This is a genomic window from Sediminibacillus albus, from assembly GCF_900101125.1.
Lineage (GTDB): Bacteria > Bacillota > Bacilli > Bacillales > Amphibacillaceae > Sediminibacillus > Sediminibacillus albus.
In genome coordinates this window covers 133,077-153,843 of the sequence record NZ_FNFL01000008.1, presented here as the reverse complement: position 1 = coordinate 153,843, position 20,767 = coordinate 133,077, and the positions used below count along the sequence as shown (strand labels likewise).

The following is a 20,767-nucleotide window of genomic DNA, read 5'->3' as shown; positions in this document are numbered from 1 at the left end:
TTCATCCTTTCTTCGTTTCTTCCAGAAATGCTAAAGCGGCTAATCGATATCCCATTGTTCCTAGTCCTACAACTTGGCCGCGGCAAACTGGAGCAAGCATCGATGTGTGCCGGAACTCTTCCCGCTGATGTACATTGGAAATATGAACTTCAACAACAGGAACAGATATACTGCTGATGGCATCTCTAATCGCTATGCTTGTATGCGTGTAAGCCCCTGGATTAAAAACGATCCCTTGGTATTTTTCATCAGCTTCCTGCAATTGATCAATTAGATCTCCTTCATGGTTTGATTGGTAGGCATCGAGCTGAAATCCGTAGGAATGAGCAAGTTCCTTTAGATCTGCTACGATATCCTCCAGTGTTTCAGCACCATATATTGAAGGCTCCCGCTTGCCCAATCTGTTAAGATTTGGCCCATTCAACATTAATAAACGTCTCATTGTACCTCCCGCCCAATCACCTTTAAAATCTAATACAACATGTTCAGTTTATCATAACTAACCATTTTTTGAATAATGATTTCCATCACCTCGCTGACCATCCTCATAGTTATAAGAAATGGAATACCCGATGAATGTACCGTATAATAGAAAAAGACAAATCGTAGTTACCACAGTATTACTGTCCAGGCGTGTCATATGAGGGACATTCGGAAACACAGGCTGCAGCAAATAAAACACCAAAAACCACAACGCAATGCCAAACAATGCGCTCGGCCAAATTCCTTCTACCTTTTTCAACAAAAAATAATAGACAGCAGCCGTTCCTATCGATAGCAGTCCAATCATTAGAATGGACAGCAGTTCGCCCATCCATCTATCTGTCCACGCTGCGGTCAACCATGACCTCAAAAGGAAGGTTGCCGGCGTGAATGCCGTAAAATTTAAAAAAGCGGCTATGAAACCGATAATGCTCCAGAGGACACCACCTACAAAGCCAGTGTACAATGCTTTCCTGAAAAACGGGACAGCCTTTTCCTGTTTATTCTGTTCTAATTTTTTATTTTCCATTGAAGACACCTCCATCAGTTAGAGTGGCCCACTTCCCCTGTTTCCATCCATTTTCAGCTGCTTCTTTGCCAAAAAAGAATGTGCTAGTTAAGGAGGGAACGGAAAAACGGAAGCACTATGATAGGTAGAATTTTAAAAAAGCGGTCTGTGTGGGTTTTAATTTCCATACAGACCGCTTTTCGTCTAACTTCAAGAGGTTTGTGCCCTCTATTCCTCATTAGTTTAACGATTCGCCGCGAAAATTGCCATCGCACCTTGAACGCACATGCCTTCGAGACCCGAAGATGAGGCGACATCATATCCGTGTCTATGCTTCCATTCGCTATTTTCAGCTTCAATCTATGACCTCTGTTGCTTCCGCAATGGCGATCGGTGGTGACGCCTGCGGTAACAGTACGAGGCGAAGATTCATTTGTTCAAGTGATTTTCTTGACCAAGTTAGCGGAGACCGTGCCCGCGGCAACCACCGACAAGCGATTCGTGGAATCAACATCAAACTTTGACAGCCCCTTCAGATTAGAAAGGACTTTTTCAGTGGCCTCTAGTTAAGTGATCGTTTTTTTAGTAAAATAAAATAGTAACCAGTAATCTGATCATATAGTGCCCGAGAGGAGATCAGATGAATTGCTGATAATGATGAATATATTTTCTTGATAACGGAAATAATTTAATATGAACAGGGTCACTGTCTATTAATCCAACCAAGGTTATTACTGTTTTTTTTAATAAAGGTGAAAAAAGCAGAAATGAAATTAAAAACTTCATAGCATCAGGTGTACTTTCCTTTTTTTCGGGGAAGTTATACTTACAATACCATCTCATGCATTCAGCTTTTTTATCCCTGCTTATTCCCGCCCTCAAACACCACCCGCAATCGGCGGACCAACCGGTACACAATGGAGCGCTTTCCAAGCTGCAAGAAATATATGAAAAAGTATTGCAAAAGCATGATAAAAAGCTTGAAAACAGTGGTATAAGACATACTAAAGGTAAAATTGTTATACGATAGTGAAAGGAGGAAGTAAATAATGTATCGCAATAAGATGTCCCTCTTAATTTATCTACTGATTGGCCTTGCAATTTTTGGTTTTGCCACACAGTTGTTTACTAATACCGCTTCACTGATTACAAATTTACTAGTGATGGTCGCTGTAGGCGCTGTATTATATGCAGTTGTTTATTACTTTTTTATCAAAAAGCGTACATCAAATGAATTAAAAAAGTATAAAAAAGCAGTCAAGCAATCTAAAATGAAATATAAGGGCGATGAGGCAAACAGCAAGAAAGCATTTTCCCAGGCTGCCAAAAAGCAACCGCCTTTGTTGAAACAGAAAAAAACAAGCCGGACCCGTGCTACTCATCTACGAGTAATTGATGGAAATAAACATAAACGAAAAAATCGAGCTTCTTTGTAAAGCTCGATCTTTTTTTAGGAGAAATATTTGCCGGTCAACCGCCAATAAAAAGAAGTACTGAACACGTGGATTCAATACTTCATTCATCGGTAGTATGATGGAAATTATATGGGTTGTCTAATTATGTAACCTAATCTTCTGCTTTTTGGTGAATGGCTTCAAGCTCCTTAACTCTCTCTGCATCCTCTTCAAAGAATTGCACCAGGTCACCGATCCTATCAATGGAATTCCAGCTTAAATGATGCTCGATACCTTCTACATCTTCGTAAATGTTCTCTTGATTAACGCCAATTAATTCAAGAAATTGTTCTAGTAACTCGTGACGGTATACCAGGCGTTTCCCGATTTTTTTCCCTTTTGGGGTTAAAATCAGCCCTCTATATTTTTCATAATTTAAATACTCATCTTTATCCAGTTTCTGAACCATTTTTGTTACGGAGGATGGATGAACATGCAAGGCTTCTGCTATATCAGAAACTCTGGCATATCCTTTTGCTTCGATTAACATATAAATTTGTTCAATATAATCTTCCATGCTTGGTGTAGGCATTCTAATCCTCCATTCACTTCTTCATTCCAGCTTATACCTCGTCCCTATAATAAAAGGATACAATAGTTTATTTGTGGAAACAAGTTCGTTCTATCAATAGCAAAACTCCGCAAAGTTTCAATTTTTCTGTTCCTGGAACAAGAAATACTCAACAATGCAAAAGATTGATAGTTAGATTTCACTTTTTTTACCGAAAGTGGACGGCCGTTCAAGCCAAACCGTTGGACGCGGAATGTGAGCAGGAAAAAGGCTGCCGAGAAAACTTTCTCGACAGCCTGAAAATGCTGGTGCTGCTAACCTTTTTTATAGTCCGCACTTTAACTGAGCATTGCAATTGGTACAAGTATTACACCCGCCGATATCTTCCACGGTACCTTTACGGCATACTGGACAAGTGTCGCCGACTTCCGATCCAATGGTTACTTTGGTTTTTTCAAGTTCATGAATTGTATCCATTAAAACAACATGCGGTTTATTGCTTTCTTCCTTTTCCCGACCATCTTCATCAAAACTATTGTCTTCTGCTTTTAAAGAAAGGACCTGGGTGTCACGGCTGCCGTCAACATAAACGGTTCCGCCCTTCGCTCCACCATTATAAAGCCTGCGGTATACACTCTCCACTTGTTCTACCGAATAACCCTTAGGTGCATTGACAGTTTTCGATATTGAACTGTCCACCCATTTCTGGATAACGCACTGTGTATCTGCATGAGCTTCTGGAGCCAGCTCCATGGCCGTGACGAACCATTTCGGCAGGTTATCTGCATCTTGTTCCGGATGGTTGTCTAAATATTCCTGGACAATATCTGCTTTCACTTCAATAAACTTGCCTAAACGACCGCTTCGGTAATAGGAGAATGAGAAGTAAGGCTCTAATCCAGTAGATACTCCTACCATCGTTCCTGTACTGCCAGTCGGCGCCACTGTTAATAAGTGTGAATTTCTGATTCCATAATCAAGAATATCCTGTCTGATATCCTCTGGCATCTTCTTCAAATAACCGGTGTTGATAAAGCGTTCACGCAGTTCTTTCGTTTCTTGTTCCGTATCACCTACTAAGAACGGGAAGCTTCCTTTTTCTTTTGCTAATTCAATCGAAGACCGATAAGCTGTTGTGGCAATTGTTTCAAATATTTCATCCACCAGTCGGTTTCCTTCCGCTGAACCGTATTCTGTTTCTGTGTATATTAACAAGTCATGCAGCCCCATAACACCCAAGCCTACCCGGCGCTCGCCCAAGGCTTGCTTCTTGTTTGCTTCAAGGAAGTACGGTGTAGCATCTATCACATTATCCTGCATTCTGACCCCTGTTTCGACAATGCTTCTCAACTTATCAAAATCCACTTTTTTGTTTACTTTATCAGCAACGGAAGCAAGGTTTACAGCAGCCAAATTACAAACCGAATATGGAGCCAGCGGCTGTTCCCCACATGGATTTGTAGCTACTACTTGCTGGCCATATGCCTTAGCATTGGTCATATCATTGGCATTATCAATAAAGAAGATACCAGGCTCTGCTGAGTACGTCGCACAAATGTTAATCAAGTTCCACAGTTCTTTCGCTTTCATCCGGCGATATACACGGATACTGTAGCCTTGCTCTTCCCAACGGCGTACATCCCCTACTTCATGCCAATTCTCATTATAAGCTTTCATCTCTTCTGTTGAATAATTCTCTACATTTGGAAATCGAAGTTCATATTCAGCATCATTCTCTACGGCTTCCATAAACTCTTTAGTCAAACAAACAGATATATTTGCACCGGTAAGGAATTCTGAATTATGCACACTGTATGTACCCCCAGTGTTCAGCTTCTCTTCTGCTTCTTTTATAGCATTTTCCGGGAAGCCGCCAAGGCCCGGCATATTTTTGTAATTAACTATTCCTTGGTAAAGGTCCATTTCCGTAGGTGTCAGCGGAGTGAACTTCAGCTTTTCCTGGGCAAGTCTTTTAATTTGCTCATCTTCGGTATTCTCTATTAGAAAACGTAATATTCGCGGATTTTGCATTTTAGAAATGATAAATTCCACAATATCCGGATGCCAATCTGCTAACATAATCATCTGTGCGCCACGGCGAGATCCTCCCTGTTCAACCAGGTGGGTTAATTTTGCTATATCATCCAACCAGGAAACAGATCCGGATGACTTTCCATTTACCCCACGTGCAAGTGTATTCCTGGGACGTAAAGTGGAACCATTTGTTCCAACTCCACCACCTCTGCTCATGATTTCCATAACCTGCTTTCTATGTTCGGAGATGCCTTCACGGGAATCCTGAATGTATGGCATTACGTAACAATTGAAGTAAGTAACATCTGTCTCGGCACCAGCACCATAAAGTACACGGCCGGCCGGTATGAAATTCATGTTTGATAATTCGTGATAAAAACGTTCAAAAGCTTCGTTTTGCTTTTCTTTTGAAGTTTCTACCTTTGCCAGTCCGGTAGCATTCCTTTTTGCAATTTGCTCATAATAGATCTCCAATGGTTTATCAATTACATCCAATGGGCGGGTAACTACTCCCGTTTTTGCTTCGTCATCATTATCAAGAACGGAAATAAAATCTTTATCCACTTGGATATCAACGAGCTTGTTTTCCCAATCAATTGCTTTGACAAAGCCAAACCCTCTAGCAGGAAACTTCGGGTCTGCTTTGACTGTAAGTACGACGAAATCTCCTTGTTTTAACGTGTTCTTTTCTGTGTCCTTGAATGCATATCTATCCAGCATAACAAGCCGTGAAACGCCTTTATGAGTGATTTTCATGTCCGGGCTGATTGGATGGACTTGTTCAAATAACTCGATATCCTTGTTTAACTGTTCGACATTAATTTTATTTTGTATTTCTGTGATGGTTTTCATATATATCATCACTCCTTATCCCTTGTTCAAATAGTATAGTATTCAATTTACCACATTACGCTCACATAAAACAATATATAGTGCTTGAATTTTTAAAGTCATACTATATATTGTGAGTTAGAACGAAGGAAATCAAGTTTGTCAAAGTAGAGAAAGGGCAAATTCAAATGCTATTAAAAGAAAAAGACAGAAATAAAGCTAATATTTAATACAAACCGCTTTTTTTATTATTTGCATTTATTGTTGAATTTTGTTGAAGACAGATAAAAAACTACTATTGGTACGAAAAAACAAGATTAAGGAAATATCCTTTGAAAAATGGTATAATCATCTCTATAATATAATTTGATGCTATAGAGAAAATGGGGGAACAAAAATGGGATTAGAATTATTGCTGATACTTGCTATTTTAGTTGTGGGTTTCGGTATATATAGATTCTTCAAACAAAGAAAGATTTTAAAAACATTAACAGAAGATGAATTTCGCCAAGGTTACCGTAAAGCTCAATTGATTGACGTGCGGGAACAAAAGGAGTTTAACGGCGGACATATATTAGGGGCTCGCAATATTCCGCTTTCACAGCTGCGGACGAGGATGGGAGAATTACGCAAAGACCAGCCGATATATATGTATTGCCAAAATGGGACCCGGACTGCCAGAGCTGCCTTGCTCTTAAATAAGAAAGGCTATCACGAATTATACCAATTGCAAGGTGGATTCAAGAAATGGAACGGAAAAATTAAAAAGGCGAAAGCACCACAATATTAGCTTCCAATCAGCCTGCAGGGCGATTATCTTCTGCAGGCGTTTTTGTGGGTTTGATAGAAATACCGCATATATATAGTATGACAAATAACAACAGGGCCTGCCGATTATAACGGCAGGCCCTGTTGATTTCATTCTTTTATATAGCGCAGTATTGGTTTACGGGCAGCAGTGGTTTCGTCCATTCGTTTTACTACTGTTGTGTGGGGCGCCTCTTGGACGATTTCCGGATCTTCTTTTGCTTCATTAGAAATTTGTATCATTGTATCAATAAATCCATCCAATGTTTCTTTTGATTCTGTTTCTGTCGGTTCAACCATGAGAGCTTCTTCTACATTTAGCGGAAAATAGATAGTCGGCGGATGGTAGCCAAAGTCCAAGAGACGTTTGGCGATATCCAACGTGCGGACTCCCAATTTCTTTTGGCGTTTGCCGGACAATACAAATTCATGCTTGCAATGCTGCGTATAAGGTAAATCGAATTCCGTCTGCAGCCTTCTCATCATATAATTCGCATTCAAGACAGCAAACTCACTAATCTTTTTCAACCCTTCTGCTCCCATTGTCCGGATATAGGTATATGCCCGTAAGTTAATACCGAAGTTTCCGTAATATGGTTTCACTCTTCCTATCGAATCAGGAAGATCATCATCAAATACATAGCTTCCATTTCTTTCTACCAAGGCAGGCTTTGGCAGGAATCTCGCCAGCTCTTCTGTCACTCCAACCGGGCCTGATCCTGGTCCACCGCCGCCATGTGGTCCCGTAAAGGTTTTATGTAGATTCAGATGAACAACATCGAATCCCATATCGCCAGGGCGGGCATATCCCATAATGGCATTCAGGTTGGCTCCGTCATAATAAAGCTTTCCTCCTGCTTCATGGACAATTGCCGCCATTTCTACGATATTCTCTTCAAATAATCCTAGCGTGTTTGGATTTGTCAACATAAGAGCTGCAGTATCTTCGCCCACCACGCGTTTTAAGTCTTCCAAATCTACTGTGCCGCGTTCGTTCGATTTAACTGTTACCGCATCAAATCCTGCTACCGTAGCTGATGCTGGGTTGGTGCCGTGCGCTGAATCAGGGACTATCACTTTGGTACGCTTTCTATCCCCATTCGCCTCGTGAAAAGCACGGATCATCATTAACCCTGTCCACTCGCCCTGAGCGCCAGCTGCCGGCTGCAAAGTCACTTGATGCATGCCGGTGATTTCCGCCAAAGAGGTTTGCAAGTCATACATCATTTTCATAGCTCCTTGGACTGTTTCAGGTTCCTGATAAGGATGAATGTGGCTGAAACCTTCCATTCTTGCGACCGTTTCATTCATTTTGGGATTATATTTCATGGTGCAAGAGCCTAGCGGATAAAACCCAGAGTCAACGCCGTGATTACGTGTGGACAATGCTGTGTAATGCCTGATGATCTGTAATTCGCTGACTTCCGGCAGTTCAGGTGCCTCGGTACGAATATAGCTGTCATCCAGCTCATCTTCCAAATCAACTTCCGGAACATCTAACTCGGGCAGACTGTAACTGGTTCTACCGTATTTACTATGTTCAAAGATTAAAGGAAAATCCTGCTTATCCATGAATATCCCCCACTTCCTTTACAAAATTGTCGATCTCTTCTTTGCTTCTTATTTCCGTAACAGCAATTAACATATGGCCAGATAATTGGGAATAACACTTACCTAAATCAAAACCGCCGATAAAACCTTTCGGAAGCAAAAGCTGATTAATTTCAGTAATTGGCCGTTGTAAGTCAATCACCAGTTCATTAAAAAACGGGCCTTGATAAACGACAGGAATCCCGCGCTCTTCTAGTTTCTTTTTCAAATATCGGGCTTTTTGCATATTTAACCAGGCCATTTTTTTAATACCCTGCTTGCCAAGCGAGCTCATAGCCACAGAAGAAGCAAGCGCATTCAGTGCCTGATTTGAGCAGATGTTAGAAGTCGCCTTATCTCTGCGGATGTGCTGCTCTCTTGCCTGCAGCGTTAACACGAACCCGCGCCGCCCCTCTTCGTCTGTTGTCTGGCCTACCAAGCGTCCTGGCACTTTCCGCATTAACTTTTTCGTTGTGGCAAAATAACCACAATGCGGGCCGCCGAACTGGGCTGGAATGCCGAATACCTGTGTGTCGCCAACGACAATATCCGCTCCAAATGAGGCTGGAGGAGTTAAATAGCCAAGTGCCAGCGGATTACTGGAAACGATGAACATTGCCTTCTCTGTTTCCAGCAGCTGTTGCACTTCCTGCAACGGTTCGATTTGGCCAAAGAAATTCGGATACTGGACAATGACGCCAGCCGTTTGGTCATCAATCTCAGCTCTTAAGGCTTCCAAATCGATAACACCGTCTTTTTGCCTTATTTCTATCACTTCCAAACCCGGTCCCTTCGCATAAGAATGAATCACCTGTCTGGACTCTGGGTGGACGGTCTCCGCTACTAGTATCTTATTTCGTTTTGTTTGGGAAGCACTAAGGTTAGCAGCTTCTGCCAAAGCTGTGGGACCATCATACATGGAAGAATTAGCTACATCCATTCCAGTCAATTCACAAATCATCGTTTGAAATTCAAAAATTGCCTGCAGCTCGCCTTGGGATATTTCCGGCTGATAAGGAGTATAGGCTGTATAGAATTCTGAACGTGAAATCACATGATCGACAATCGACGGAATGTAATGATCATATACACCAGCTCCCAAAAAGGAAGCATGGGATTTCAGGTTGACATTCTGTTTCGAAAGACTGGATAGCTCTTGTAAAAGCTGAGGTTCACTTGTAGGTTCTTTAATATTTAAGGATCCATTGAAACGGATTTGTGGCGGGACATCAGAAAACAAATCATCCGTAGATTCAATGCCGATCGTCTTAAGCATTTCCTGTTTATCTTCTTCTGTCATCGGTAAATAGCGAAATTCCATGGTTTATCCCCCTTGGCTAGCATTATTTTTTTGAACGTTTATAAAAAGGTGTAGGTACTACCTTCGCTTTTAATCTGCGCTTTCTGACCTGAACGTAAAGCTCTGTTCCCAGCTCTGCATAGTCAGCCTCAATTAACGCTAAACCCACATTTTTCTTCAATGTCGGTGATTGTGTTCCAGTAGTTACAAAACCAATTTTATCTTCGCCTGTGAACACTTCATAGCCAGTGCGCGGAATCCCTTTATCTATCATTTCAATACCTGCCAATTTACGCTCCGCACCTTCTTCCTTCTGAATCTTGAGCGTTTGTTTGCCGATAAAGTCAGCAGACTTATCCGTTTTCACCGCAAAGCCCAGTCCAGCTTCCACTGGGGTAATATCTGCCGTTAACTCTTGGCCGTATAATGCAAGGTTAGCCTCAAATCTTAGCGTATCTCTCGCACCTAACCCAACTGGCCTAATGCCTTCCGCTTCGCCAGCCTGCAATATTTTTTGCCAGAGCCTGACCCCTGCTGCGGGTTCTATGTAAATTTCAAACCCATCCTCGCCTGTGTAGCCCGTTCTCGAAACAATCGCTTCCGTTTCAAGGCCTGAGAAAACTACCTGGTTATCAAACCGAAAAAATTTTATTGCTGATAAGTCCGTTTTCGTCAATTTCTGCAAAATCGCTTCAGCCTTGGGACCCTGAACAGCTAACTGCACATAATCATTCGAGCGATTGCTTACATGAAGTCCATCAGGTTTATGCTCCAACAGCCATTGATGATCTTTGTCTGTATTTGCAGCATTCACTACTAACAGAAAGCTGCTCTCCTCCAGCTTATAAACAATCAAGTCGTCTATTGTTCCCCCGTTTTTGTAACACATAATCGTATATTGCGCCCGCCCGGGGGTAAGCTTGGAAAGATCGTTTGTCAACATTTTTTGCAGAAACTGCTCGCTATTTTCCCCTTCAACCAATATTTCGCCCATATGCGACACATCGAAAAGCCCTGCCGAATTCCTGGTTGCTTCATGTTCTTCCTTAATACTTGAGAACTGCACTGGTAGTTCCCAGCCCCCAAAATCCATCGTTTTGGCCCCGCTCTTTTCATACTCGGGAAATAAAGGGGTCCTCTGTAATTCTGCCATCATACCAACTCCTTTTAATTAATTAAATCAACCTGCCTTACAACCAATAGTACTTGTCGTTCTTTGGCAACGTGAAGACCAGAAACTTGTAAAAGGCAGTCGTTGCCGCTCTTCCCTTAAACAACAAAAAAACAGAGATTTTTCCGTAATTAGAAAAATCCCTGTCCTTGCACCAGAAAGTTTCGTCCTGCATTAGCACAGGGCTTGCTTCTTAGGTGGTTTACAAAGTAAACACTCTCCAGAGTTGCGTCCTATAAGAGTCTTTTTGCCTGAGAGATTCACGTAAAGTTTGCTCCTTCGGCGCTACCAAAAAAGTAGTCTCTCCTCTTATAATCATTCGCCATATTAAATTGTCATCTTTCGGGCATAATAATCATAAACTGTGATCCAATTATTTAGATTACCATTGTCAAAACGTTTCAATTTTTTTAAATTCAGCATTATTATATCACAGCGCCGTGAATCTGTGGGAGTGAATTGAATTTATTTTAAAGGGGGCAAAGCGATGAATATACAACTAAATAAAGACTCTGAATTTATCGAGGAATTCGAAACTGCCTTGAACCATGACGGTCCCTTTTCTTCATGGGACTTATTTCAGATGTCCTACTTATCCTCACAGGCAACCTTGACAACCGAATTTACCGGTTTAATTGCACCTAAGCATTTGCCTCATGTCGAATTCCTTCCTCATCAGCTCGACTGTGCGGAACAAATTGTTGAAGAGATGAATGGCAGAGGCTTGTTAGCAGATGAAGTGGGATTAGGAAAAACGATAGAAGCAGGTCTCATTCTAAAAGAATATATGATTCGAGGCTTGGTAAAAAAGGCTTTAATTCTCGTCCCGGCCTCCTTGGTGAACCAATGGGTCCTGGAACTAACCCAAAAATTTTACATACCAGCAGTCTCTCAGGGAAAGCGTCCTGTATGGGATCAAAACAAAGTGATCGTAAGCTCCATGGATATGGCCAAAAGATCCCCCCACAAGGAAAAAATATTAGACCAGGAATATGATTTCGTTTTAATAGATGAGGCGCATAAGCTTAAAAACCATAAAACGAAAAATTATGAATTCGTCCGTGCATTAAGAAAAAAGTACTGCCTGCTACTTACTGCGACACCCGTACAAAATAAATTGAGCGATATATTTAACCTTGTGTCGATATTAAAGCCAGGCCACCTTGGCAGTTATGAAGATTTCACAGCCAACTTCGGCAGGGACAGAAACAATTTATTTAATGATAGCCACTTAAAACAGTTAATCCAAAAAGTAATGGTAAGAAACAGACGCGGAGATACCAAGGTTGATTGGACAGAGAGGAAGGTCCAGACTGTTTCCATAGAATTCAGCGAGGAGGAGCAGGAAGCATATAACCGGCTCACTGCGATCACCAGGGATGCCAGCACCTTTTCATCGATTACCTTGACCAGGGAATTGTGTTCCTCTAGGGAAGCCTGTTATTTATCAATCAAAAAAATGCTCAGCCAAGACACAGAAATCCCTAATAGACAGGCATACGAGGATTTTCTAAAACAAATAGAGCAATTGCCGCATCACGCAAAGGCTGATAAGGTAATTGAATTACTAAAGGATTCTGATGAGAAGTTTATTATTTTTACTGAATACCGCGCGAGCCAGCTTTATCTGCAATGGTACCTTCAACAGCATGGCATATCGTCTGTCCCTTACCGCGGCGGTTTCAAGCGGGGAAAAAAAGATTGGATGAAGCAGCTTTTTGAAAATCATGCCCAAGTGTTGATAGCTACAGAAGCGGGAGGCGAGGGCATCAATCTTCAGTTTTGCAATAACATGATTAATTATGACCTGCCTTGGAACCCGATGAGGCTGGAACAGCGAATCGGAAGAATCCACCGGTTTGGCCAGCAGCATGATGTCAACATTTATAACTTTGCTGTTAAGAATACCATGGAAGAGCATGTGTTAAGCCTGCTCTACGAAAAAATACATCTCTTTGAACGAGTCGTCGGTAATTTAGACGCTATACTTGCAGAACTGGAAATTAATGATGTGGAACAGGAAATCCAGACAATCTTTACAGAATCAGAAACAGAGGGAGAAGCAAAAATAAAATTAGATAATCTTTCCTCTGTCATCTCACTAACACAGGAACGAATCAATTCAAAGGAGGATTGGAATGGCAATAGAGAATCTTCATGATTTCCTGACGGATTACTTTACAGCCAATCATTGCGGTATTTTAGAAAACGAAAATGGGAAAGTAACCATCCAGCTGACCGATGAAATGGATGAATTGATAATGAATCGTCCGTTTTATTGGCATTATATTAAACAAATCGGGCAGCAGGGCCAGCCAATGAAGGTCACTTTCATTACTAATCCAGATCGGCGGGATGAACAAGGAGAATGGGTCCACTTTGGAAGTCCGAGGCTTCATCAAATTTTCAACACGCTTGGACAGCAGGGGAAAATAACTAGACAATTCGAACAAGTTGATACCGCTATGCAGCGTAGTCCGTTAATCCCATGGCTAGTAATCAATCTAAAAATCATTTACCGCGGAAAACATAAAAAGGATGAACTGCTTTCGTATGGTTTACAGTTGATCAATGGTACATTAGTTAGTCCGATGATGGATAAGCTAATAAAACTTAAGCTTCATACGGGAATTCCTGACTTTTGTTATACGATTACGCCGTTAATCCGCTATAAGAGCGGCTACCAAAGAATTATCCGCTATGTCGAAAAATATTTAAACACCAAAGACTATACGTGGGCTAAGGAATCATGGGAACATTTATATGAGGAAGGAAAACTTTTGGAATACTTTTATAAAGATGTCTCCACTGATGGGGAAAAGCAAGAACAGCTAAAGCAATCCCTTTCGGAAATTGAAAAGCGTTTCCGGCCCAATATCTCCATTGACATTGTTAACGGCGGAATCTTTTACCTAAGCCAGCAAACATCCAATACTATCAGTTCAAATGGTTAATGAACCTTTGAAACGGCAGACTATTAAAAACAGCAGACCTGGTTATCTCGGTCTGCTACTTTTTTCTCTTTATTAATAACCGGAAAGCGAAAGGAATCAAACCAAGCCATTGATCCGAAACATCATCTGGTTCATGCTTTCTGCCACTCTTCCGTTTTTTTCTTTCCTCCTGCGGCGTGTCCATATACTTGACGATCTCCTGAGTCATGAATTTAACATAATCGTTTCCAGACATATAAAACATCCTTTGCTTTTAGTTATATGTCTAGCTTAACCGTATTGCTGTTTTTTTATAAGTTCGATGATTTCATCTGCAATCTGTTCAGGTGTTTTGAAATCTGTCGTTACTCTTACCGTTGCGGCATCCTCATACTTGGCAAGCCGGCTGGTATACAATGCTGTCTTATCATGACGCTTCCATAAAGGGCGTGATTGGTCTTCTGCCAATCTCTTGTTAATCTCTTGGAGGGAAGTATGTAAATAAACGATCGTTCCATTTCTTTTCAGCCATTCCCGGTTTTTTTCCTTCTCCACGATGCCCCCTCCTGTGGCAATCACCGTATCAAGCTTAGGCATTTTTTGAAGGATTTCTGATTCGTACTTTCTAAATGCAGCCTCCCCTTCTTCTTCAAAAATGGCTGGTATCCTCTGCTCTTGTTCTTCTTCAATTGCTTTATCTGTATCTATGTACGGCAGGCCGAGTTTTCTAGCCAGAGAGACCATTACACTAGTCTTGCCGCTCCCCATAAAACCGATTAAAAATAGTGATTTCAATTTATAACCCTCTCCTAAAATGTTTTAAATTTTTTTCATTCCTTGCAGGAAAAATTAATCGTTTGTCGAAACTACCCTTACTCCCAGAAAAAGCGAGGTGATTTTATTATTGAAAACTGCTTCAACTTTTTCCAAAGAATTGCTGCTAACCGCCACTTCATCAAATGCCTCTGACATCCACTTCTTTCCCCGCAAACACCAAACCCACATCTTTTTTCGCATCCATGGCAAAAGAACCTTCCACACCCTTATTCCGAATAAACGGTATGAGATGATGTTAAGTTACTACAAGTTTACATCAGGAATGGATATTGGAGAAGTCAGAAAACCACAAAACGGAACAGTGTTTTTTCAAGATGACGAAAACCACCATTTTTCGCTTCGGTTATCAACACTTCCCGTAACTAACTCTGAAAGCCTGGCAATTAGAATTCTTCCTCAAACACAAGCTCCTCAACTAGAAAAACTTTTCTTGTTTCCGCACCAATTGAATAGAGTGAAACAATGGCTGTCTTATCGTTCAGGTATTATCCTTCTTACCGGACCAACCGGCAGCGGAAAGACGACCACCCTTTACGCGCTGTTACAGGAGTTGTTACATGAGCACTCGCTGCAAGCCATCACCTTGGAAGATCCGATTGAAAAGGAAATGGATAATCTTATTCAAGTACAAGTGAATGAAAAGGCTGGCATTAGCTACCATGCAGGACTGAAAGCTGCCCTCCGGCATGACCCGGATATCTTAATGATTGGAGAAATCCGCGATCACGAAACCGCCCGTTTTGCCTTTCACGCTGCTCTTACCGGCCATTTGGTGCTCTCTACGCTTCACGCCAAGAATGGGTCCGGAACAATTCATCGACTACTGGAAATGGGAATTCCACAAAGAGAATTACAACAAGTCTTAAAAGCTGTTGCTTCCCTGCAGCTGCTCCCTATCGAATTAGGAGGCCGGAAATCACGCGCCGCTATTATGGAGCTGCTGGAAAATGAAAGTCTAACACAAGCAATTAATGGGTTAGATCCTGCTCAGAAGGGCAGCTGTCAATCATTTGCCCAGTTAAGGAGGAAAGCATTTGCGTATGGATATTCAAGCAAGCAGGAAACTCTTACCACGCTCTTTACTTCACCCTAAACTGAAGAGCGGGGATCAGCTGCTTTTCCTTAAAAGGTTAGGAAGACTAATCACCAGCGGTTATCCGCTCATGGAAGCTTTAGCAATGATCGGATGGGATCCAAGACTTTCAGATACTGCCGCTGAAATATCTGATTCTTTATACCACGGACAGCCAATTGACAGAGCTTTTGAAAAAGCCCGTTTCAGCCAGAATATCACTTCCTATTTATACTTTGCCAGGTCTAATGGTGATCTAGAGTCAACAATTAACCTTTGCTCTGAAATGATTGAAAGGCAATTATCGCAATTGCATCAGTTTCAGAAAACAATTAGATATCCTTTATTGCTAATCGGATTATTCACCGTTTTGTTGTATTTTGTTAAAAACTCCGTTTATCCTGCTTTTATCCAGATAATTACCTCATCTGGCGAAGCCCCGGTTATTACTTCTCTTTCTATTCTTATCATCGATATCCTGTTTAACTCGATGATTGTATTTTTTTTAGGTTGTCTGATCGCCATACCTGTCTGGCTTGCTGCAAGACAACACATCCCGATAGATAGACAAATTAAATGGTGTAGCAGGGTTCCGGTTATAAGCAGTTACTTGCGTCTGAAAACTACATTTTTATTTGCTTTGCATTTAGGTTCGCTGTTAAAAACCTCTATCCCGATCAAAGACGCATTTCAAATTCTTAATCATCAGCAGCGGCTCCCCATCCTATCTTTTTATGCCGGCCGTATTGCGTCCAATCTGGAGAATGGCCGCCACATCACCGGTATTTTGCCCTCTCTTATTTTATTTGAACAGGAACTGACTGGAATTTTTCAAAAAAACATCAACGCCAAAGAGCTGGAAAGAGATTTGCATATATATGCCGACTTCCTAACCGATCGGATGCAGGAGAAAATAAACAAGGTAATTGCGCTTATCCAACCAATTGTATTTTGTCTGTTGGCCGGGCTAATTATTTTTGTCTACCTTTCCATTATGCTGCCTATGTTTCAGTTAATAAAAACAATCTAAAGGAGAAAAAAATGAAAAATGACAAAGGCTTTACCCTTATTGAAATGTTAATTGTGCTAACAATCATCTCTGTGCTTCTTATTTTGATCCTTCCCAACCTTTCTGATAAGAACGAGGATGTCCAGTCGAAGGGATGTACAGCATTAGTAGAAATGGCCGCAAGCCAGGTACAGGCTTATCAAATTGATAATGGAATAGAGCCAGACTCTATAGATAAGCTTCTTGAAGACAATTATCTGAAAACAGATACATGTGCCAACGGTTCAAAACAACTTCAGCTTTCGCCAACAGGAGAAGTAACCCTTGTATCTGTCCAGTAATTGGAATAAAAAAGGATATACCTTAGTCGAAGTCATGCTGGTGTTAAGTATTACTGTCTCCCTCATCGCTATTGGATTCTCTCTACCCCGCTACTTCCTCCATACTTTTCAAACCAAGCAATTCTTCCAGCAATTCAATAATGATATTCTCTATCTGCAACAACTCTCTCTGGCTTCTAAAGAAAACATTTATCTTTTGATTGATCCAGAAAACCAGCAGTACACTATTCACCAAGGGGGAACAGGTAAAGTTCTCATCCAACGAAATATTCCAGACCACTGCCATATCGAATTAAGGACCTTAAAAATGCCAATCTCTTTTACCGATAAAGGAAGCCTAAGAAATCCAGGTACGATGATAGTGGATACAGGAAATAACCAATACAAAGTAGTCTTCCCACTAGGGAAAGGGAGGAACTATATTGTTGAGCAATAGAGGGTTTTCAAGCATTGAATTGTTAGCAGCCTTTTCTATATTGATGTTGATAATGATTACATTACTGCCAACCGTATATGTATTAAAAAAAGAGGAACGGATATTAAGCCAAAGAAGAACTGTTCATTCTTCATTGCATGATCATTTGTTGGGTGTACTTCACACCGATAACTTTCATCCCTCCGCGTTCCAAGAAGAAATCGGAACTTTTACTGTCCATTTTACGTTCACCCGGCAAGATCATTTGATAAAAGGATGTGCTTCATGGAATAATGCTAAACAAATGGAAGAAACCTCCTGTCTATATGGATACCCAAGTGAATAACAAGGGATTTACGTTTGTGTCGATGCTTTTAAGCCTGTCCATCTTATTAATAATGCTGCCTTTCTTAGCCTTTATTTACGATTCCCTGCACACGGAGGATTATTTTGATGAGCAATCGGCAAGATTATTTTTTCAGCTCATGGCTGACGAAATTAATCAGTCCAAAAAAGTTGATATCCTAAACAATGAAATCACTCTCGAAAAATTCAACAAGGATACAGTTACCATAACTAGGTATAAAGATGTCATTCGTCGACAAGTGCTGGGAGCCGGGCATGAAATACTGTTAAGGAACATTCAGCAATTTGACGTAGAGGAGCTTCCTTATGGAATAAAAGTGAAGATCGTTTCTTTGGAAGGAGCAACATATGATAAAACTTTCAACTTTCCATAAACAACTTTTAAAAAATGAAAAAGGGTTCGTTTTTCCATTAATCGCTTGGATAGCTATCATGCTTGTCACAGCAATCAGTACGACCGTTTCTCTCCATATGAATAACATGGAGATAACCAAGCAAAATTTTGAACAAGCTAAAATAGAAACAATCCTGCAAATGGGAACAGAGGAGCTTACTGAATATATCAGTGAAACACCAGACAGGGCTGCCGGGGAATTGAAGTTAGATTATCCGTATGGCAATGTCATCGTCCGCTTTCAAACCGAAAGCAGCAATCACATATCCGCTATTTTTTGGATCGAAACAACTAACGGTTCTGTATCTAAAAAAATAAAACATGTTTTATTAAAAAATGAAAGCTAACCAATGTATATTAATTAGTATTACTGCACAATATATGGACGAACTCAATGGGCTATAGCCAAGTGGTAAGGCAGCGGATTTTGATTCCGTCATTCGCTGGTTCGAATCCAGCTAGCCCAGTTCTTTTATTTTTTATAAGCGGTATTTTGGTTTTGTGTAAAATCCCTCTCATATATGATAAGATTGATTTACAATCTTTGTTTACTCGTTTATAATAACGATGATACATAACCTTTGATAAAGGAGGGGAAAGTATGGATAGAATGTATCGTGTTCTTGCTTTTTGGACAGGTATATTTACTGTTATGTTTTATGTTGGCGATATGTACAGCCTAGCCGTCTTATTTTTAGCTCAAACGGTGTTTTTCATAGCTGTAAGTTATTTAAAATTATCCGAACGCATGTATATGTACTTATTCGGTGCCTATTGCACCCTGTTCTTCATCGGTTTTACTTACTATTCCAACTTCATACTCGTTCCCGGATTTGGGCACTAAAAACGAAAGCTCTAAGCCTTTGATCATGGCTTAGAGCTTTTTGCTGCCAATATTGTTGATTGCACGAAGCCTTATTTTATAAAATCATTATCAGCCTTTTCTTCTCCTATTTGAGTAACAGGCCCATGACCAGGATAAACAGTATAATTGTCAGGGAGGGTGAAGAGTTTATATTTGATAGTATTCATTAATAAATCAAAATCTCCGCCCGGCAAATCTGTCCTTCCAATGCCTTTTTGAAACAAGGAATCACCAGAAATGACACCTTTGTCTTCAGGGAATACAAAGGAGACGCCTCCTGGGGAATGTCCGGGTGTCTCGATGACCTCTAACGAAAAATTACTGATTTCCATTTGACCGCTAGTAAAGAATTCATCGGCAGGACGCGCAGTGATCAAATCCATACGGAATAATGCCGATCCATTCAGGTTAGGATTGGAAAGCCAGTCAGACTCTTCTTTATGTACGTACACAGGAATTTGGAAGGTATTTCTCACTTCATCAACAGCTCCAATATGATCAAAATGAGCATGCGTCAGTAAGATTGCCAGAGGCTTTAGTTTTTTTTTCTCCAACCAGTCAATCAACACCTGAGCATCCCCTCCTGGATCAACTATAAGAGCCTCTTCCTCCTTGATTACAATATAACAATTAGTCCCTAGTGGGCCTAGTGACATTTTCTCTATCTTCATTTCATCACTCCTTCTTAAAAATAAGTATAATTGTTCCTGTATATCTCGACAAATCATTCAAATTGTTTTAGAATGTATGAGGAGATCATATCTACTACATATTAATATATGATAGTTCCTATACAATCATAGGGACTCCATAAGGAGGTTTGGAATAATGGTTTTAGCACTAATGCTATTAGTCGTAGCAATTTTATGCGCTCTTGCTGTATTCCGTGAATTAAAAGCTAAAAATATGTTTGCTGTTGCGTTTGCAGGTTTATCCACTTTAGTCTTTGGCTGGTTTTCCATCATGACTATATGGGCTGAATTGTTTCATTAAATCACGCTCTATATAATCCCTTGTTTCCAAGGGATTTTTTCATGCGATTAACCGGGTCATCCAACCCCGCCTACTGCGATTGTCCCTCCTTGATTGGGACAAGCTGCGCCTGCTTATTGAAGAAAAAGCGATAGACCACCAATGTAATAAATATTGCGCTTAAAGATACAGAGGAAAAAATGCTGATCGAAATAATTAGTTGATACTTAATGGCCATTACTGGTTCTATGCCGCCAAGTATCATTCCTGTCATCATCCCAGGCAGCTGGACAAGACCAATCGTTTTTAAACCATCTACATTAGGGATCAAGGAAGCCCGCAATGTTTTTTGGATAATTATTTGTGCTGCCTGCCTGGGAGAAGCACCAAGGGATAAAGCAGCTAACAGCCTCCCATTATTTTCTTTGAATTCACTTTTAATCCTTTCTAACGCTAAGCCCATTGCTACCATACTATTGCCTATCACCATTCCGCTCATCGGAATGACCTCTGATGGCTTAAAACTGATCATATCGAAAATAAGCCATAAGGCCAAGACGCTGGCTTCTATCAATAGAAGACCAATCAAAATAGCAGGAAATACGTACGGAAGCCCTTGCCCTTTATTCCGTGCATGTAAGGAAGCTATCAAAATCATGGCACCAACCATAATTGGAACACCGATGATTGCTCTTAAATCAAACAAAACGTTTAGTAAATAGCCAATAAAAAACAGCTGAGCCGTACCTCTGATTGTCGACCAAACGATGTCCTTATTCATCCCAAGCTGATAGCGGTACGAAAGGCTCAATGGAATTAGCACAAAAATGATTAAGAATAACAACGAATAGTTTGATATATCAGGAGCCATCTC

The 20,767-nt window shown here is 40.8% G+C and carries 25 protein-coding genes, 1 tRNA gene and 2 riboswitches; of the genes, 15 read left to right on the top strand and 11 right to left on the bottom strand.

What is annotated here, in order from left to right; all coding sequences use genetic code 11:
- Position 1: 1 nt before the first annotated feature.
- Both aroQ and BLR93_RS16740 read right to left on the bottom strand, forming a co-directional pair.
- Positions 2–442, bottom strand: coding sequence for a type II 3-dehydroquinate dehydratase (gene aroQ, locus BLR93_RS16745; RefSeq protein WP_093217106.1), 441 nt, complete (start codon positions 440–442; stop codon positions 2–4).
- 57 nt (positions 443–499) lie between these two features.
- Positions 500–1,012 (bottom strand): YqhR family membrane protein, encoded by a 513-nt coding sequence (locus BLR93_RS16740; protein WP_093217103.1) that lies wholly within the window; start codon positions 1,010–1,012, stop codon positions 500–502.
- Between the two features lie 284 nt (positions 1,013–1,296).
- Between BLR93_RS16740 and BLR93_RS18160 the strand changes: the two genes are divergently transcribed.
- Together BLR93_RS18160 and BLR93_RS16725 are read left to right on the top strand one after the other, a co-directional pair.
- Complete coding sequence (locus BLR93_RS18160) at positions 1,297–1,515, top strand: hypothetical protein (RefSeq protein WP_175559396.1); 219 nt, start codon at positions 1,297–1,299, stop codon at positions 1,513–1,515.
- A 525-nt stretch (positions 1,516–2,040) separates the two neighbouring features.
- Entirely contained in the window at positions 2,041–2,427 is a 387-nt protein-coding gene (locus BLR93_RS16725; protein ID WP_093217095.1) for an SA1362 family protein, read from the top strand.
- Positions 2,428–2,557: 130 nt separating this feature from the next.
- Here BLR93_RS16725 and mntR read toward each other — a convergent pair whose 3' ends face one another.
- Together mntR and BLR93_RS16715 are read right to left on the bottom strand one after the other, a co-directional pair.
- Positions 2,558–2,977 carry a transcriptional regulator MntR gene (gene mntR, locus BLR93_RS16720; protein WP_093217092.1) on the bottom strand — a complete coding sequence of 140 codons (420 nt, stop codon included), beginning with the start codon at positions 2,975–2,977 and terminating at the stop codon, positions 2,558–2,560.
- A gap of 303 nt (positions 2,978–3,280) precedes the next feature.
- Complete coding sequence (locus BLR93_RS16715) at positions 3,281–5,842, bottom strand: vitamin B12-dependent ribonucleotide reductase (protein WP_093217090.1); 2,562 nt, start codon at positions 5,840–5,842, stop codon at positions 3,281–3,283.
- 376 nt (positions 5,843–6,218) lie between these two features.
- On the opposite strand from BLR93_RS16715, the gene BLR93_RS16710 reads away from it, so the two are divergent.
- On the top strand, positions 6,219–6,611 hold the full coding sequence (locus BLR93_RS16710) for a rhodanese-like domain-containing protein (protein WP_093217087.1): 393 nt from the start codon (positions 6,219–6,221) through the stop codon (positions 6,609–6,611).
- A 128-nt stretch (positions 6,612–6,739) separates the two neighbouring features.
- Here the strand turns inward: BLR93_RS16710 and gcvPB are convergent, their stop codons facing one another.
- The 3 genes from gcvPB to gcvT are packed head-to-tail and all read right to left on the bottom strand — an operon-like array spanning position 6,740 to position 10,671.
- Complete coding sequence (gene gcvPB, locus BLR93_RS16705; RefSeq protein WP_093217085.1) at positions 6,740–8,200, bottom strand: aminomethyl-transferring glycine dehydrogenase subunit GcvPB; 1,461 nt, start codon at positions 8,198–8,200, stop codon at positions 6,740–6,742.
- A complete protein-coding gene (gene gcvPA / locus BLR93_RS16700; RefSeq protein ID WP_093217082.1) occupies positions 8,193–9,539 on the bottom strand; it encodes an aminomethyl-transferring glycine dehydrogenase subunit GcvPA in 1,347 nt (448 codons plus the stop codon). Before gcvPA ends, gcvPB begins: the two co-directional genes overlap by 8 nt.
- 22 nt (positions 9,540–9,561) lie before the next feature.
- Entirely contained in the window at positions 9,562–10,671 is a 1,110-nt protein-coding gene (gcvT, locus tag BLR93_RS16695) for a glycine cleavage system aminomethyltransferase GcvT (protein ID WP_093217080.1), read from the bottom strand.
- 159 nt (positions 10,672–10,830) lie between these two features.
- Positions 10,831–10,915: riboswitch (glycine riboswitch) on the bottom strand.
- A gap of 3 nt (positions 10,916–10,918) precedes the next feature.
- Positions 10,919–11,008: riboswitch (glycine riboswitch) on the bottom strand.
- A 168-nt stretch (positions 11,009–11,176) separates the two neighbouring features.
- On the opposite strand from gcvT, the gene BLR93_RS16690 reads away from it, so the two are divergent.
- Together BLR93_RS16690 and BLR93_RS16685 are read left to right on the top strand one after the other, a co-directional pair.
- Positions 11,177–12,850, top strand: a complete 1,674-nt coding sequence (locus tag BLR93_RS16690; RefSeq protein ID WP_093217077.1) for a DEAD/DEAH box helicase — start codon at positions 11,177–11,179, stop codon at positions 12,848–12,850.
- The gene (locus BLR93_RS16685) at positions 12,828–13,643 is read left to right on the top strand and encodes a YqhG family protein (protein WP_093217075.1); all 816 of its coding nucleotides are present in this window, start codon (positions 12,828–12,830) and stop codon (positions 13,641–13,643) included. The genes BLR93_RS16690 and BLR93_RS16685 overlap by 23 nt, the downstream gene beginning before the upstream one ends.
- A gap of 55 nt (positions 13,644–13,698) precedes the next feature.
- Here BLR93_RS16685 and BLR93_RS16680 read toward each other — a convergent pair whose 3' ends face one another.
- Positions 13,699–13,878 carry a YqzE family protein gene (locus tag BLR93_RS16680; RefSeq protein ID WP_093217072.1) on the bottom strand — a complete coding sequence of 60 codons (180 nt, stop codon included), beginning with the start codon at positions 13,876–13,878 and terminating at the stop codon, positions 13,699–13,701.
- 35 nt (positions 13,879–13,913) lie between these two features.
- Positions 13,914–14,417, bottom strand: coding sequence for a shikimate kinase (locus BLR93_RS16675; protein WP_093217069.1), 504 nt, complete (start codon positions 14,415–14,417; stop codon positions 13,914–13,916).
- A gap of 109 nt (positions 14,418–14,526) precedes the next feature.
- On the opposite strand from BLR93_RS16675, the gene comGA reads away from it, so the two are divergent.
- The 9 genes from comGA (at position 14,527) to BLR93_RS16630 (ending at position 18,900) form a co-directional block, all read left to right on the top strand.
- Complete coding sequence (comGA, locus tag BLR93_RS16670) at positions 14,527–15,552, top strand: competence type IV pilus ATPase ComGA (protein WP_093217067.1); 1,026 nt, start codon at positions 14,527–14,529, stop codon at positions 15,550–15,552.
- On the top strand, positions 15,500–16,561 hold the full coding sequence (gene comGB, locus BLR93_RS16665) for a competence type IV pilus assembly protein ComGB (protein ID WP_093217064.1): 1,062 nt from the start codon (positions 15,500–15,502) through the stop codon (positions 16,559–16,561). The genes comGA and comGB overlap by 53 nt, the downstream gene beginning before the upstream one ends.
- An 11-nt stretch (positions 16,562–16,572) precedes the next feature.
- Positions 16,573–16,881, top strand: coding sequence for a competence type IV pilus major pilin ComGC (gene comGC, locus BLR93_RS16660; protein ID WP_093217062.1), 309 nt, complete (start codon positions 16,573–16,575; stop codon positions 16,879–16,881).
- Positions 16,865–17,317, top strand: coding sequence for a competence type IV pilus minor pilin ComGD (gene comGD / locus BLR93_RS16655; RefSeq protein ID WP_093217059.1), 453 nt, complete (start codon positions 16,865–16,867; stop codon positions 17,315–17,317). The genes comGC and comGD overlap by 17 nt, the downstream gene beginning before the upstream one ends.
- Complete coding sequence (locus BLR93_RS16650) at positions 17,304–17,642, top strand: hypothetical protein (protein WP_093217057.1); 339 nt, start codon at positions 17,304–17,306, stop codon at positions 17,640–17,642. The genes comGD and BLR93_RS16650 overlap by 14 nt, the downstream gene beginning before the upstream one ends.
- 22 nt (positions 17,643–17,664) lie before the next feature.
- Entirely contained in the window at positions 17,665–18,036 is a 372-nt protein-coding gene (locus BLR93_RS16645) for a ComGF family competence protein (protein WP_245690187.1), read from the top strand.
- Complete coding sequence (locus BLR93_RS16640; RefSeq protein WP_093217052.1) at positions 18,011–18,403, top strand: hypothetical protein; 393 nt, start codon at positions 18,011–18,013, stop codon at positions 18,401–18,403. Before BLR93_RS16645 ends, BLR93_RS16640 begins: the two co-directional genes overlap by 26 nt.
- Positions 18,404–18,451: 48 nt before the next feature.
- Positions 18,452–18,523, top strand: a tRNA-Gln gene (locus BLR93_RS16635).
- A gap of 134 nt (positions 18,524–18,657) precedes the next feature.
- Positions 18,658–18,900: a DUF2626 domain-containing protein gene (locus tag BLR93_RS16630; protein ID WP_093217049.1), complete on the top strand. Its 243-nt coding sequence runs from the start codon at positions 18,658–18,660 to the stop codon at positions 18,898–18,900.
- A gap of 71 nt (positions 18,901–18,971) precedes the next feature.
- Here BLR93_RS16630 and BLR93_RS16625 read toward each other — a convergent pair whose 3' ends face one another.
- Positions 18,972–19,592, bottom strand: coding sequence for an MBL fold metallo-hydrolase (locus BLR93_RS16625; protein WP_093217047.1), 621 nt, complete (start codon positions 19,590–19,592; stop codon positions 18,972–18,974).
- A 157-nt stretch (positions 19,593–19,749) separates the two neighbouring features.
- Between BLR93_RS16625 and BLR93_RS16620 the strand changes: the two genes are divergently transcribed.
- Positions 19,750–19,914, top strand: coding sequence for a DUF2759 domain-containing protein (locus tag BLR93_RS16620; RefSeq protein WP_093217044.1), 165 nt, complete (start codon positions 19,750–19,752; stop codon positions 19,912–19,914).
- A 70-nt stretch (positions 19,915–19,984) separates the two neighbouring features.
- Here the strand turns inward: BLR93_RS16620 and BLR93_RS16615 are convergent, their stop codons facing one another.
- The gene (locus tag BLR93_RS16615; protein WP_093217041.1) at positions 19,985–20,764 is read right to left on the bottom strand and encodes an ABC transporter permease; all 780 of its coding nucleotides are present in this window, start codon (positions 20,762–20,764) and stop codon (positions 19,985–19,987) included.
- Positions 20,765–20,767 lie beyond the last annotated feature (3 nt).